Origin of the sequence: Pseudomonas izuensis (assembly GCF_002356535.2) — a bacterium.
Taxonomy (GTDB): domain Bacteria; phylum Pseudomonadota; class Gammaproteobacteria; order Pseudomonadales; family Pseudomonadaceae; genus Aquipseudomonas; species Aquipseudomonas izuensis.
Window position 1 is genome coordinate 6,717,622 of sequence record NZ_AP017423.2, and the last position, 14,669, is coordinate 6,732,290.

Here is a 14,669-nt window from a genome sequence, read left to right on the forward strand (position 1 = left end):
CGTTAAACCGCGGCAGCGCCGCCGACGATTTCCGAGATCTCTTGGGTGATCGCAGCCTGACGCGCCTTGTTGTAGACCAGCTGCAAATCGCTGATCAAATCACCGGCGTTGTCGGTAGCGTTCTTCATCGCGATCATCCGCGCAGCTTGTTCAGCCGCGTTGTTCTCGACCACCGCCTGGTAGACCTGCGACTCCACGTAACGGACCATCAAGCCGTCGAGCAGCTCCTTGGCATCCGGTTCATAGAGATAGTCCCAGTGGTGCTTGAGTTCTTGATCCGGGGTTGCCACCAGCGGAATCAACTGCTCCACGGTTGGCTGTTGTGTCATGGTGTTGATGAACTTGTTGGAAACCACGGACAGGCGGTCAATACGGCCGTCCAGGTAGGCATCCAGCATCACCTTGACGCTGCCGATCAGATCATTGATCGACGGCTCTTCACCCAGGTGGCTGATAGCTGCAACGACGTTACCGCCGAAGTTGCGGAAGAATGCCGCACCCTTGCTACCAACTACACACAGATCGATCTCGACGCCGTTTTCGCGGTTTACCGCCATGTCCTTGACCAAAGCCTTGAACAGGTTGGTGTTCAAGCCACCACACAGACCACGGTCACTGCTCACTACGACATAACCTACGCGCTTTACTTCGCGGTCGATCATGAACGGGTGGCGATATTCCGGGTTAGCGTTGGCCAGATGACCAATAACCTGGCGGATGCGCTCCGCATAAGGACGGCTAGCAGCCATGCGCATTTGTGCTTTGCGCATTTTGCTGACCGCCACTTTTTCCATGGCGCTGGTAATCTTTTGCGTGCTTTTGATGCTCGCAATCTTACTGCGAATCTCTTTTGCGCCTGCCATGTAACACCTATCAGGTTAGCAAGCGGGAGCCTTGCGACTCCCGCTGCGGCTTACCAGGTTTGGGTGGCCTTGAACTTCTCGATACCGGCTTTCAGGCCGCCATCGATTTCGTCATTGAAGTCACCCTTCACGTTGATCTTCGCCATCAGGTCGGCGTGATCGCGGTTGAAGTAAGCAATCAGCGCTTGCTCGAAGCTGCCGACTTTGGTGATTTCGACGTCAGTCAGGAACCCACGCTCAGCGGCATACAGCGACAGCGACATGTCGGCGATCGACATTGGCGCGTATTGCTTCTGCTTCATCAGCTCGGTAACGCGCTGACCATGCTCAAGTTGCTTACGGGTCGCTTCGTCCAGGTCAGAAGCGAACTGGGCGAATGCCGCCAGTTCACGGTACTGAGCCAGAGCGGTACGGATACCACCGGAGAGCTTCTTGATGATCTTGGTCTGAGCGGCACCACCCACACGGGATACCGAAACACCGGCGTTCACAGCAGGACGGATCCCGGAGTTGAACATGGCCGATTCCAGGAAGATCTGACCGTCGGTGATGGAAATCACGTTGGTCGGAACGAACGCGGAAACGTCGCCAGCCTGGGTTTCGATGATCGGCAGTGCGGTCAGGGAACCGGTTTTGCCGGTCACTGCGCCGTTGGTGAACTTCTCTACGTACTCTTCCGAAACGCGGGATGCGCGCTCCAGCAGACGGGAGTGGAGATAGAACACGTCGCCTGGGTAAGCTTCACGGCCTGGTGGACGGCGCAGCAGCAGGGAGATCTGGCGGTAAGCCACTGCCTGCTTGGACAGATCGTCATAAACGATCAGCGCGTCTTCACCGCGGTCGCGGAAGAATTCACCCATGGTGCAACCGGCGTACGGAGCCAGGTATTGCAGTGCAGGAGATTCCGAAGCACTGGCAGCCACGATGATCGTGTTTTTCAGTGCACCGTTTTCTTCCAGCTTGCGAACCACGTTGGCGATGGTCGATTGCTTCTGACCGATAGCTACGTAGACGCAGAAAATGCCGCTGTCTTTCTGGTTGATGATCGCGTCGATCGCCAGAGCGGTTTTACCGATCTGACGGTCACCGATGATCAGCTCACGCTGGCCACGGCCGACCGGGATCATGGCATCGACAGCCTTGTAGCCAGTCTGTACAGGCTGGTCTACCGACTTACGCCAGATCACGCCTGGAGCAACTTTCTCGACCGCGTCGGTCTGGGTGTTGTTCAGTGGACCTTTGCCGTCAACCGGGTTACCCAGTGCATCGACTACGCGACCCAGCAGTTCCTTACCAACCGGAACTTCCAGGATGCGGCCAGTGCACTTGGCGCTCATGCCTTCAGCCAGAGACTGGTATGCGCCCAAAATAACGGCACCTACGGAGTCTTGCTCCAGGTTGAGGGCCATACCGTAGACGCCGCCCGGAAACTCGATCATCTCGCCGGACATAACGTCAGCCAGACCGTGAATCCGCACGATGCCGTCAGATACGCTGACGACAGTGCCTTCGTTACGGGCTTGGGAGGTCACATCGAGCTTGTCGATGCGGCCCTTGATAATTTCACTTATTTCGGAAGGATTGAGTTGCTGCATTGCTCTGCTGCCCCTTCAAACTCAAGATTTCAATGCTTCGGCAAGTTTCGCGATTTTGCCGCGAATCGAGCCATCGATAACCAGGTCGCCGGCGCGGACGACAATGCCCCCAATAAGGGACCTGTCTTCCTCGACTTGCAGGCGCACTTCCCGGTTGAGTCGTGCACTGAGAACCTTGGCGAGTTTGTCTTGCTGTTCTTGGTTCAATGCAAAAGCACTGGTCACTTCTACGTCTACCGATTTCTCTTGCTCGGCCTTGTACAGGTCGAACAGAGCGGCGATCTCCGGCAGAAGCAGGAGGCGCTCGTTTTCGGCAACAACGTGGATGAAATTCTGTGCCTTGGCATCGAACTTGTCGCCGCACACGTCAATGAACGTGGCGGCCTTTTCTGCGCTCGTCAGTCGCGGGGCCTTGAGCACGCTCTGCATGGTGTCGTCTTCCGACACCGCTGCAGCCAGGCCGAGCATGGCTGACCAATTGGCCAGTTGCTGGTGGGCCTGAGCGTGCTCGAAGGCCGCCTTAGCGTAAGGTCGGGCCAACGTGGTCAGTTCTGCCATGATCGCCCTCGCTTAGATTTCAGCAGCCAGTTGGTTAACCAGCTCTGCGTGCGCGTTTTGATCGATTGACTTGCCCAGGATCTTCGAAGCACCGTCAACGGCCAGGCTACCCACTTGGGCGCGCAGCGCGTCTTTGACGCTGTTCAGTTCCTGTTCGATCTCGGCCTGAGCCTGAGCCTTCACACGGTCAGCTTCGACGCGAGCCTGTTCACGGGCTTCGTCGACGATCTGAGTACCGCGCTTCTTGGCTTGCTCGATGATTTCAGCTGCCTGAGCTTTCGCTTCGCGCAGTTGTTGACCCGCTTTCTCTTGGGCCAACTCCAGGTCGCGAGCTGCTCGGCTGGCAGCGTCCAGTCCATCCGCGATCTTCTTTTGACGTTCGTGCAATGCCGTGATGACCGGAGGCCATACGAACTTCATGCAGAACAGTACAAAAATGAGGAACGCAACGGACTGGCCAATCAGGGTCGCATTAATGTTCACGCCAACACCTCGCAGTTACGTTGTCCATCACATCAAATCACTCGGAAGATCCGAGTAATTAGCCAGCGATCTGACCAACGAACGGGTTCGCAAAGGTGAAGAACAGAGCGATACCAACACCGATCATGGTTACGGCGTCGAGCAGACCGGCAACGATGAACATTTTGACTTGCAGCATTGGAACCATTTCTGGTTGACGCGCTGCGCCTTCCAGGAACTTGCCGCCCAACAGGCCGAAACCAATTGCGGTACCCAGTGCGCCCAGGCCGATCAACAGTGCAACAGCGATAGCGGTTAGACCAACTACAGTTTCCATCTTTCCTCCCGACTTTTACGTCGTATGGTTTAGGTTTTTTAGATTAAAGCGGTAAAACAAATCGTTTCAGAGACCCGGTGGGGACTCCCCTCCCGTTTGACCGGGAGGGACATCAGACTAGTCGAGACTGGTCTTAATGGTTTTCTTCGTGCGCCATCGACAGGTAGACGATGGTCAGCATCATGAAGATGAACGCCTGCAGGGTGATGATCAGGATGTGGAACACTGCCCACGCCCACTGCAGAACAACGCCCAGGCCGCTGAGCCAGAGCAGGCCGCTGCCGAACATCACAGCGATCAGAATGAACACCAGCTCGCCGGCATACATGTTGCCGAACAGACGCAGAGCCAGGGAAATCGGCTTGGCGATCAGGGTCACGAACTCCAGCAGGAAGTTCACCGGGATCAGCAGGGCCTGAACGAAGATGTTCTTGCTGCCGAACGGGTGCAGGGTCAGCTCGCCGATGAAGCCGCCGAGGCCCTTGACCTTGATGCTATAGAAAATGATCAGTGCGAAAACCGAGAACGCCATGCCCAGGGTCGCGTTCGGGTCGGTGGTCGACACGGCGCGGAATGGGATGTGGTGGTCGCCGGAGATCAGGATGGCCAACTGAGGAATCCAGTCGACCGGTACCAGGTCGACGGCGTTCATCAGGAACACCCAGACGAAGATGGTCAGTGCCAACGGTGCGATCACCGGGCTACGGCCATGGAAGCTGTCTTTCACGCTGCCATCGACGAATTCGACCAATACTTCAACGAAGTTCTGCAAAGCACCTGGCTGACCGGAAGTCGCCTTCTTTGCCGCCATGCGGAAAAGAAGAACGAAGATCAAACCCAATGCGACCGACCAGCCGAGTGTATCGACGTGGAAAGCCCAGAAGCCCATTTCTTTGGCTTCTGCTGCGGTGTGGGCAAAGCCCCAGCCGCCGGTAGGGTGCTGACCGAAAGTCAGGTTCTGCAAGTGGTGCTGGATATAGCCCGAAGCGGTTGTTTCTGCCATGGTTGCCTCAAACGCCCTAAGGTCTCGAAAGTCTTGTTCTCATCAACAGGGGAGCGAACCAACTGACCAGTTGGGTCAGCACGAAGACGCCGAATACAGCTAGCGGCGCCAATGGCTTCACACCTGCGAACGTCAATGCAAAGAGCACCGCCGTCAAAATCAATTTGCCCGCCTCGCCGGCATAAAAAGACCGGACGATGGCTTGAGCTGCTCGGGCGCCGGAAAACCGAAATGCCCTGTGAGCGAAATAAACATTGGGCAGCAAGGCTATCAGGCCTCCGCAAAGTCCCGAGTACCCGGCAACGACTCCATACCATCGCCAGAGCGCCAAAGCGGCAATCAGCAGAATGACAAATTGAGCCATCAACACCGGAAAAACTGCCAGGCGATGGAACGGCAAGCGGTTTGGCGTGCGTGTTTCCATCACTATTGCTCTCCAATGGTCGGCTGCCGAAATTCAATAACTTGGCATAATTTGTGCCGACAAAATGCGCGCAGAGTATAGGGGCGGTTCTGCCCCTATTCAACTGTCAGGTAGTGATTTCCGACTGCGCGCTACATGAGGAAATGTTTCAGCGGATATGTGCGAGTACACCTTGTAGTTCATCCAGGGAGTTATATCCAATCACTAACTGCCCTTTACCCTTCTTACCATGCCGAATCTGCACCGCAGAGCCTAGGCGCTCGGCCAGACGCTGCTCCAACCGGGCAATATCCGGGTCCGGTTTTGCAGGTTCGACGGGCTCCGGTTTGCCACTCAACCACTGGCGAACCAGTGCTTCAGTCTGGCGTACGGTCAGCCCACGTGCGACAACGTGTCGCGCCCCTTCAACCTGTTGATTGTCGGGCAAACCGAGCAAGGCACGGGCATGACCCATTTCCAGGTCGCCGTGGGACAACATGGTCTTGATGACCTCCGGCAGCGATATCAGCCGCAACAGGTTGGCCACGGTCACCCGGGACTTGCCCACCGCTTCGGCCACTTGTTGCTGGGTCAGTTGGAACTCCTGCTGCAAACGCTGCAGGGCGACCGCTTCTTCAATCGGATTGAGGTCTTCGCGCTGGATGTTTTCGATCAGCGCCATGGCGATAGCGGTTTCATCCGGCACATCGCGAACCATCGCCGGGATGGTTTCCTGGCCGGCCTGCTGACTGGCACGCCAGCGGCGTTCACCCGCGATGATTTCGAAGCGGCCGCCGGCAATCGGGCGAACCACTATCGGTTGCATGACGCCCTGGGCCTTGATCGACTGCGCCAGCTCTTCGAGCGCCTGAATATCCATATCGCGCCGAGGCTGGTATTTGCCACGCTGGAGCAGATCCAGCGGCAAATGTTGCAACTCGCGTTGATCGGCTTGCACCGCCTGTTCTTCCAGCGAACTGATAGTCGGACCACTCAGCAGTGCATCCAGTCCACGTCCGAGACCTCGTTTCTTGACGGCCATGGGGATTCCTTAAGTTGCCTGAGCAGCGGCGATGCGTGAGTTTTTACGCTGACGACGAACCATTTCGCCCGCCAGAGCCAAGTAGGCAACGGCGCCGCGTGATGCTTTGTCGTACGCCAACGCCGGCATGCCGTAGCTTGGGGCCTCGGCCAATCGAATGTTGCGCGGAATGACAGTGTCGTAGAGCTGATCGCCAAAGTGTTCCTTGAGCTGCGCCGACACATCGTTCATCAGGCTCAGGCGCGGGTCGTACATCGTCCGCAACAGGCCCTCGACCTTGAGGTTCGGGTTCAGCAATTCAGCGATGCGCTTGATGTTATCCACAAGGTCGCTCAAGCCTTCGAGTGCGAAGTACTCACATTGCATGGGGATAATGACCCCGTCTGCGGCAACCAGCGCGTTCAAAGTCAGCATCGAAAGCGACGGCGGGCAATCGATCAGGATGTAATCGTAGTTTTCACGGATCGGCGCCAATGCACTGCGCAGGCGGCTTTCCTTCATCTGCATTTCCAGCAGCACCACTTCAGCCGCGGTGAGATCGCGGTTAGCCGGTAACAACTGGTAACCACCGTGTTCGGAAAAATGCATCGCCTGGGCCAGATCGCACTCGCCGATCAGCAGGTCATAAACCGAGTTTTCCAGGCCGTGTTTATCCACACCGCTACCCATGGTGGCGTTGCCCTGTGGATCGAGATCGATCAACAACACCCGGCGCTTGGTTGCGACGAGGGATGCTGCGAGGTTGATGCAGGTGGTGGTCTTGCCCACACCACCTTTCTGGTTCGCTATCGCGAATACCTTAGCCATTCTTGCTTGTGTTCCCAATCATGCCGTGCGGCGCAGTATCAGCAGATGGCGTTGGCCTTGGCAACCGGGTACGGCCAGGGCGTGTTCGCTATCGAGGTGGAAGTCTGTCGGCAATGCTACCAGCTCATCGGCGGGATGAACGCCCTTCATTGCCAACCAGCGTGTTTCGGTGTCACCGAGGTGGCGAGTCCAGTTGGTGAAGTTTTCCATGCTGCTGAACGCTCGGGAAATGATCCCGTTGAACGGTTGAGCAGGCCGGAAGGCTTCGACGCGACTGTGGATAACTTGCAGGTTATCCAGCTTGAGTTCGAGTTTGACCTGGGTCAGGAAGCGGGTTTTCTTGCCGTTGCTGTCCAGGCAGGTGACTTGAGACTGTGGATACAGGATGGCCAGCGGAATGCCTGGCATCCCGCCGCCACTGCCTACGTCCAGCCAGCGACCGTTTTCGATGAACGACATCACGCTCAAGCTATCGAGCAAATGACGGGACACCATCTCATCCGGATCCCGCACGGCGGTCAGGTTGTAAGCCTTGTTCCATTTGATCAACAGGGCCAGGTAACCCAGCAGTTGCGTGTGCTGGGTTTCTGTCAGCGCGACACCGAGCTGGCGAGCACCTGTGGATAACTCTTCGGCATGTTGCGAGGTGACCAACGAACTCAAGCGCTTTGCTCCAACTGACGGCCCGCGCCGCGTTTTTTCAAATGAATCATCAACAGCGAAATCGCTGCCGGCGTTACGCCCGGGATACGCGAGGCCTGGCCCAAAGTCTCTGGGCGGGTCGCACCAAGCTTGCTCTGAATCTCTTTGGAGAGACCGGAAATATTCGTGTAATCGATATCCACAGGCAGTTTGGTGTCCTCGCTGGCTCGCAAGCGGGCGATTTCATCCTGTTGACGATCGATGTAACCGGCGTATTTGGTCTTGATCTCGACCTGCTCGGCTACCTGTGGATCTTCTGCCCCGCCACCGGTCACTTCGATCAGACCAGCGTAGTCGATTTCCGGACGGCTCAAGAGATTGAGCAGGTTGTATTCGTGAGTCAGTGGCGTGCCGAATTTTTCGGCGATCGCATTACCTTGTTCGGTGCCTGGGCGAACCCAGGTGCTTTTCAGACGCTGCTCTTCCAGTTCGATGCTTTCGCGTTTTTTGCAGAAAGCCGCCCAACGCACGTCATCCACCAGGCCCAGTTCGCGGCCTTTTTCGGTCAGGCGCAGGTCCGCGTTGTCTTCACGCAGGATCAGACGGTATTCGGCACGGGATGTGAACATCCGGTACGGCTCTTGGGTACCGAGGGTAATCAGGTCGTCGACCAATACACCGATGTAGGCTTCGTCACGACGCGGACACCAGGCCTCTTTGCCCTGCGCGCGCAGCGCGGCGTTGGTTCCGGCCAGCAAACCTTGGGCGCCGGCTTCTTCGTAACCGGTTGTACCGTTGATTTGCCCGGCGAAAAACAGGCCGCCGATGACTTTGGTTTCCAGGCTGTACTTCAGGTCGCGCGGATCGAAGTAGTCATATTCAATGGCGTAACCGGGACGCACGATGTGTGCGTTTTCCATGCCGCGGATCGATTGCACGATCTGCAATTGCACATCGAACGGCAGGGATGTGGATATCCCGTTCGGATACAGCTCGTTTGTCGTCAGGCCTTCCGGTTCGATGAAGACCTGATGGCTTTCCTTGTCGGCAAAGCGATGGATTTTGTCTTCGATCGACGGGCAGTAGCGCGGACCGATGCCTTCGATCTCACCGGCAGCGGAATACATCGGCGAACGATCGAGGTTCGCGGCAATGATTTCGTGAGTGCGCGCATTCGTGTGGGTAATCCAGCAACTGACCTGCCGTGGATGCTGTTCCTTGTTGCCCATGAACGACATCACCGGGATCGGCAGATCGCCCGGTTGTTCGGTCATCACCGAAAAATCCACAGACCGGGCGTCGATGCGCGGCGGAGTACCGGTTTTCAGGCGACCTACACGCAATGGCAGTTCACGCAGACGGTGAGCCAGTGCGATCGATGGTGGATCACCGGCGCGACCGCCGGAAAAATTCTGCAACCCGATGTGGATAAGTCCACCGAGGAAGGTACCGGTGGTCAAAACCACCGAATCCGCGAGGAAACGCAGGCCCATCTGCGTAACAACACCACGAACTTGTTCCTGCTCGACGATCAGGTCATCAGCCGCTTGTTGAAATATCCACAGGTTCGGCTGGTTTTCCAGGATTTCGCGGACAGCGGCCTTGTACAGAACCCGGTCGGCCTGCGCGCGGGTTGCTCGCACGGCAGGTCCTTTGCGGCTGTTCAATACGCGAAATTGAATACCACCCTTATCGGTGGCCATGGCCATCGCGCCGCCCAGGGCATCGATTTCCTTGACCAGGTGGCTTTTGCCAATACCGCCGATGGCGGGGTTGCAGCTCATGGCACCGAGGGTTTCCACGTTGTGCGTCAGCAACAGGGTTTTCACCCCCATACGTGCTGAGGCCAGTGCTGCCTCGGTACCGGCATGACCGCCGCCGATGACGATCACTTCAAAACGGGAAGGGAAATCCACCACGCACCTCGTGCCTGCTTAAGTAGGTAATTCAGGAATAGTTTGAGCTCAGGTTTTTGGACCTGGTCGACAAGTATAGGGACTTCGCCCTTCCTAAAGAACCCTTTGCACAAAATTTAACCAGCTGTGGAGAAGTCGGAGTTATAGAAATTAAAAAGAGAGAAATTTATTAAATCTTTGTTTTTATGTTTATTTCTACTGACCACTATTTCTGTGGATAAAGTCATGCAGCCCTTAATTTACGCTGTGTACAGAGATTCAAAACCCTGTGATCATGTGCCAAGGAGGCCCTTGGATAACCCGTTTAAGCCTGTGGATGAATGGGGTGGTTATCCACAGAGGGGGTTATCTTCAGTTTTGAGGCCCTGTTATCAACTGCCCTCATTGGCAGTTATTCACAGGGCTTAATCCACAGAAAAATGGTGAGCGAACGAAATTTGGGCACGCCGAATCCGCTCAAGCAGAGAGAATCCGCTCGGCACTGGAGGTTTTATTTCAGAAAAGGAGGGAACAGACAGGCACGGATGGCCTGTCTGTGGACAACGAAGGACTACTTACCGATGCAGAAGCTGGAGAAAATTCGTCCCAACAGATCATCGGAGCTAAAGGCACCCGTGATTTCCCCAAGGAATTGCTGAGCCTGTCGCAGATCCTCGGCCAGCAATTCTCCAGCGCCGGCCAGTGTCAGTTGAGCGTGACCGTGTTCCAGGGATGCACTGGCATGGCGAAGGGCTTCAAGGTGACGTCGGCGAGCGCTGAAGCTGCTTTCCGAGGTTTGCTCGTAACCCATGCAGGCCTTGAGGTGTTCTCGCAGCAATTCCAGGCCGACACCTGCAGACTTGGCACTGAGACTGATGGTGACATGACCATCGTCGCTGACATCCAGGGCAATCGCTTCACCCGTCAAGTCAGCCTTATTGCGGATCAGCGTGACTTTTGCCGGGTCTGGACGGGTTTCAAGGAATTCGGGCCACAAGGCGAAAGGATCAATAGCTTCGGGCGCTGTGGCATCAACCACCAACAGCACACGATCGGCTTCGCCAATGGCTTTCAATGCCCGCTCGACGCCGATTTTTTCCACATGATCATCGGTATCTCGCAGACCAGCGGTATCGACAACGTGCAGTGGCATACCGTCGATGTGGATATGTTCGCGAAGGACGTCTCGAGTGGTGCCGGCAATCTCGGTCACAATAGCCGCCTCTCGGCCGGCCAGTGCATTGAGCAGGCTGGATTTCCCGGCATTAGGCCGACCGGCGATCACCACAGTCATGCCATCACGCAGCAAGGCGCCCTGCCCGGCCTCACGCATGACGGTGGATAACTCGTCGCGCACTTTGTCGAGCATGCTCAACACATGGCCATCGGCAAGGAAGTCGATCTCTTCTTCCGGAAAGTCGATGGCTGCTTCGACGTAGATGCGCAGGCCGATCAATTGTTCAGTGAGGTTATGCACACGCTGGGAAAATGCACCTTGCAACGAACGCAGGGCATTTCGAGCCGCCTGTGCAGAACTTGCCTCGATCAAGTCGGCAATGGCTTCGGCCTGAGCCAGGTCGAGCTTGTCGTTGAGGAAGGCGCGTTCGCTGAATTCCCCGGGCCTGGCGAGACGGCAGCCGAGTTCCAGGCAACGCTTGAGCAGCATATCCAGGACAATCGGGCCGCCATGACCCTGCAACTCCAGCACATCTTCACCGGTGAACGAGTTCGGCCCAGGAAAGTACAGTGTGATGCCTTGATCCAGCACCTCTTCGTTTTCACCGAGGAACGGACCGTAGTGGGCGAATCTCGGCTTGAGTTCACGACCACTGAAGGCCTTGGCCGCAACGCTGGCCAACGGCCCGGAAATACGGACGATGCCTACGCCGCCACGGCCTTGAGCGGTGGCGACGGCGGCGATGGTTTCACGAGGAACGCTCATAAACCGGTACCCAGACAAAAGTGACAGATAGCAAAACGCCCCACTAGGGGGCGTTTTGAGTGGTTATCCACAGTGTAAGTCAGGCAGTCGCTTTGGTAGCGGCTTCGATCTTACGAGTGATGTACCACTGTTGGGCGATCGACAGGCAGTTGTTCACTACCCAGTACAGCACCAGACCGGCCGGGAACCACAGGAAGAAGAAGGTGAAGATGATTGGCATCAACTTCATCACCTTGGCCTGCATTGGATCCGGTGGAGTCGGGTTCAACTGCTGCTGGATGAACATGGTTGCACCCATGATGATCGGCAGAATGAAGAACGGATCCTTGATCGACAGGTCAGTAATCCACAGCATGAACGGCGCCTGGCGCATTTCAACGCTTTCCAGCAGAACCCAGTACAACGAAAGGAAAACCGGCATCTGCACGAGGATTGGCAAGCAACCACCCAGCGGATTGATCTTCTCTTTTTTGTACAGCTCCATCATGGCCTGCGACATTTTCTGCCGGTCATCGCCATGTTGTTCTTTCAGCGCGGCCAGTTTCGGTGCCACTGCACGCATGCGCGCCATGGATTTGTAGCTGGCAGCCGACAGCGGGAAGAAGATCCCTTTGATCAGCATGGTCAGGAAAATGATCGACCAACCCCAGTTACCCACAATGGCGTGGATATGTTGCAGCAACCAGAAGATAGGTTGAGCGATGAACCAGAGAATGCCGTAGTCGACAGTCAGTTCCAGACCTGGGGACAACTCTTTCAGCACAGCCTGGCTTTTCGGACCCGCGTACAGAATGGCACTGGTTTCAGCCTTTGCACCTGGCGCTACGGTCAGGGACGGGCCGGTGTAACCAATGATGTAGTTGCCTTTGCTGTCTTTACGGGTCTGGACGACATTGTTTTCGCCCTTGGCCGGAATCCACGCAGTCACGAAGTAGTGTTGCAACCAGGCAACCCAACCACCAGTCACGGTTTCTTTCAGCGCGGCCTTGTCCATATCTTTCATGGACACTTTCTTGTACGGCTCGGAACTTGTCCACAGGGCGGCGCCCAGGTAAGTCGCGGTGCCGGTGGCTGTGCTGGAAGAAGGATCGGAGCTGGCGTCACGCTTCAATTGCGCGAACATCGCACCGGACCAGGGCTGAGCGCTCTGGTTATCGATCAAGTAAGAAACGGTTACGTCATACAGGCCACGTTTCAGAGTGAAACGCTTGATGTAATTGACGCCGTCCTTGCTGAACTTCAGATCCACGACCAATTGGTCCTGACCGTCAGCCAGTTGATAAATCTTCTTCTCCGAGGAGTAAACCGGACGACCGGCAGGACTTGCGTCCGGGCCGTTGCTGCCGATCAGGCCGCTCTGAGCCAGATAAGTGCGCTCGTTTCCGTTGTCGAACAACTGGAACGGAATTTCCGGATGGTCCTGGCGACGCGGATACAGCGGCAGTTTCAGTTGGGCAACATCACCACCTTGTGGATCGATGGCCAGATCGAGCACATCCGTTTTGATCTGGATGAGGTCGGTGCTTACAGCTACCGGAGTTTCGGCAGGTGCGCTGGTATCGTTTGCGGCGTGTGGAATGTCGTCACTGACGGACGCTTTATTGCCAGTTGCCGTATCCGGGAGGCCCGGTGCGGTCGTGCTGGAAGCAACATTCTGAGTCGGCAAGGCAGCCTGACCATAGTCCTGGTTCCATTTAAGAACCATAACGTAGGACACGATTGCCAGGGCGACGATCAGGATCGTGCGTTTGATATCCATGATTACTCGGCCATCGAAGAAGAACGGGAGGTAGGGATAGGTGGAACCGGGTCATAACCACCGGGATTCCACGGATGACAGCGACCTAAACGACGAAAGGTCAGCCAGCCACCGCGCAGAAGGCCATGATTTTCGATGGCTTCCAACGCGTAGCAGGAACAACTGGGGTAGAAACGACAGTGACTGGCCATCAGGGGACTAATGGCATAGCGATAAAACTGGATCGGAACGAGTGCCAGTTTACGCATCTGGACTGTCTACCCCTACAGTTTCGGTTTTGACTGCTGGTACCGGCGTGCTACGTGCCAGACGCTTCCAGAGTTTGCCGAAATGCTGAATCAATTCGGGGTTTTCTACGTCGCCCAAACCTTTGCGCGCGACGATAACGATGTCCCAACCGACCAGTAAATCCTGGTTCAGGCGAAACGATTCGCGCATCAGACGTTTGAGGCGATTGCGCTCGACGGAGAGCTTTACGCTCTTTTTCCCGATAACCAACCCAAGACGGGGGTGATCAAGATCGTTGTTGCGCGCAAGGAGCAGGAGATTTTTCCCCGGAACCTTGCCGGTAGGGGAGTCAAAGACTGCCTTGAAATGTCGGGGAGTAAGCAGACGCTTTTCCCGACTGAAGTCCTGACTCACCTCCAGTGCCGGATTATCAAACTGCCAGACGCGCACGACCTTTGGCGCGACGACGCGACAGGACGGCACGACCGTTCTTGGTAGCCATGCGAGCACGGAAACCGTGGGTACGAGCGCGTTTGATAGTGCTTGGTTGGAAAGTACGTTTCATTGTCGTGTTACCTGGTTCGTCCACAACGGGCCGGAATGGCCCCCGTTTTAAGAGACCGGGGATTCTAGAGAAAGCAAGCCTCTAGGTCAATTTCCAACCAGCGTTTCCTTATAAATAGATCTCCAGACGTTTTGGCCGAGACTCGCGCCTTCACTAAACATAAAAATAAAGAAGGAGAGTATTTAAAGCTTTTCTGTAAAGCTTATAAAGGCTAGGGGCACGGTCATCTGTGGATAACTGACCTCAGCCCTTATTTCACATGCTGTACAGAGAATGACAACTACAGTGGAAAACGGTGATCAGGCTGTGCTGCACTGTCGGAAAACCTGTGTGTGAAAGGTGCTGTTATCCACAGGCAGGTTATCCACCGAGTTTCACCCCCAGTTGTGCAATGAGCTCAGACCCGGTTATCCACAGAGCTTATTCACAGACCATTGGTCGTCTTTTTTGCGTATAAAACGTTGATTCTTCTTGGTCGATGGCCCACCTACGTGTGGATAAGTCAGCGTCTGGTCGTTACAATGGGCGCTTGTTTTTGCCTCACCGGCTTTCAACTTAGGGGATATCC

At 55.9% G+C, this 14,669-nt stretch carries 16 protein-coding genes; all 16 read right to left on the reverse strand.

Annotated features, from left to right (window positions below):
- Window positions 1–2: 2 nt before the first annotated feature.
- Entirely contained in the window at window positions 3–863 is an 861-nt protein-coding gene (gene atpG, locus LAB08_RS30140) for a F0F1 ATP synthase subunit gamma (RefSeq protein ID WP_007934344.1), read from the reverse strand.
- A gap of 50 nt (window positions 864–913) precedes the next feature.
- Entirely contained in the window at window positions 914–2,458 is a 1,545-nt protein-coding gene (gene atpA / locus LAB08_RS30145; RefSeq protein ID WP_008018366.1) for a F0F1 ATP synthase subunit alpha, read from the reverse strand.
- 21 nt (window positions 2,459–2,479) lie between these two features.
- Window positions 2,480–3,016 carry a F0F1 ATP synthase subunit delta gene (locus LAB08_RS30150; protein ID WP_096514132.1) on the reverse strand — a complete coding sequence of 179 codons (537 nt, stop codon included), beginning with the start codon at window positions 3,014–3,016 and terminating at the stop codon, window positions 2,480–2,482.
- Window positions 3,017–3,028: 12 nt separating this feature from the next.
- Window positions 3,029–3,499 (reverse strand): F0F1 ATP synthase subunit B, encoded by a 471-nt coding sequence (locus LAB08_RS30155; RefSeq protein ID WP_096514131.1) that lies wholly within the window; start codon window positions 3,497–3,499, stop codon window positions 3,029–3,031.
- A 58-nt stretch (window positions 3,500–3,557) separates the two neighbouring features.
- Entirely contained in the window at window positions 3,558–3,815 is a 258-nt protein-coding gene (atpE, locus tag LAB08_RS30160) for a F0F1 ATP synthase subunit C (RefSeq protein ID WP_003097235.1), read from the reverse strand.
- A 133-nt stretch (window positions 3,816–3,948) separates the two neighbouring features.
- Window positions 3,949–4,818 carry a F0F1 ATP synthase subunit A gene (gene atpB, locus LAB08_RS30165; protein ID WP_007969902.1) on the reverse strand — a complete coding sequence of 290 codons (870 nt, stop codon included), beginning with the start codon at window positions 4,816–4,818 and terminating at the stop codon, window positions 3,949–3,951.
- A gap of 16 nt (window positions 4,819–4,834) precedes the next feature.
- Window positions 4,835–5,242, reverse strand: coding sequence for a F0F1 ATP synthase subunit I (locus LAB08_RS30170; protein ID WP_096514130.1), 408 nt, complete (start codon window positions 5,240–5,242; stop codon window positions 4,835–4,837).
- Window positions 5,243–5,390: 148 nt separating this feature from the next.
- Complete coding sequence (locus LAB08_RS30175; RefSeq protein ID WP_096514129.1) at window positions 5,391–6,263, reverse strand: ParB/RepB/Spo0J family partition protein; 873 nt, start codon at window positions 6,261–6,263, stop codon at window positions 5,391–5,393.
- A gap of 9 nt (window positions 6,264–6,272) precedes the next feature.
- The gene (locus LAB08_RS30180) at window positions 6,273–7,070 is read right to left on the reverse strand and encodes a ParA family protein (protein WP_060540279.1); all 798 of its coding nucleotides are present in this window, start codon (window positions 7,068–7,070) and stop codon (window positions 6,273–6,275) included.
- Between the two features lie 18 nt (window positions 7,071–7,088).
- Window positions 7,089–7,733, reverse strand: coding sequence for a 16S rRNA (guanine(527)-N(7))-methyltransferase RsmG (gene rsmG / locus LAB08_RS30185; RefSeq protein WP_096514128.1), 645 nt, complete (start codon window positions 7,731–7,733; stop codon window positions 7,089–7,091).
- Window positions 7,730–9,628, reverse strand: a complete 1,899-nt coding sequence (mnmG, locus tag LAB08_RS30190; RefSeq protein WP_096514127.1) for a tRNA uridine-5-carboxymethylaminomethyl(34) synthesis enzyme MnmG — start codon at window positions 9,626–9,628, stop codon at window positions 7,730–7,732. Before mnmG ends, rsmG begins: the two co-directional genes overlap by 4 nt.
- A 550-nt stretch (window positions 9,629–10,178) precedes the next feature.
- Complete coding sequence (mnmE, locus tag LAB08_RS30195; protein ID WP_096514126.1) at window positions 10,179–11,549, reverse strand: tRNA uridine-5-carboxymethylaminomethyl(34) synthesis GTPase MnmE; 1,371 nt, start codon at window positions 11,547–11,549, stop codon at window positions 10,179–10,181.
- Window positions 11,550–11,628: 79 nt separating this feature from the next.
- The gene (gene yidC, locus LAB08_RS30200; RefSeq protein WP_096514125.1) at window positions 11,629–13,308 is read right to left on the reverse strand and encodes a membrane protein insertase YidC; all 1,680 of its coding nucleotides are present in this window, start codon (window positions 13,306–13,308) and stop codon (window positions 11,629–11,631) included.
- 2 nt (window positions 13,309–13,310) lie between these two features.
- Window positions 13,311–13,556 carry a membrane protein insertion efficiency factor YidD gene (yidD, locus tag LAB08_RS30205; protein WP_010207715.1) on the reverse strand — a complete coding sequence of 82 codons (246 nt, stop codon included), beginning with the start codon at window positions 13,554–13,556 and terminating at the stop codon, window positions 13,311–13,313.
- Window positions 13,549–13,950: a ribonuclease P protein component gene (gene rnpA, locus LAB08_RS30210; RefSeq protein ID WP_197677877.1), complete on the reverse strand. Its 402-nt coding sequence runs from the start codon at window positions 13,948–13,950 to the stop codon at window positions 13,549–13,551. Before rnpA ends, yidD begins: the two co-directional genes overlap by 8 nt.
- Window positions 13,951–13,966: 16 nt before the next feature.
- A complete protein-coding gene (gene rpmH, locus LAB08_RS30215) occupies window positions 13,967–14,101 on the reverse strand; it encodes a 50S ribosomal protein L34 (RefSeq protein WP_003213577.1) in 135 nt (44 codons plus the stop codon).
- Window positions 14,102–14,669 lie beyond the last annotated feature (568 nt).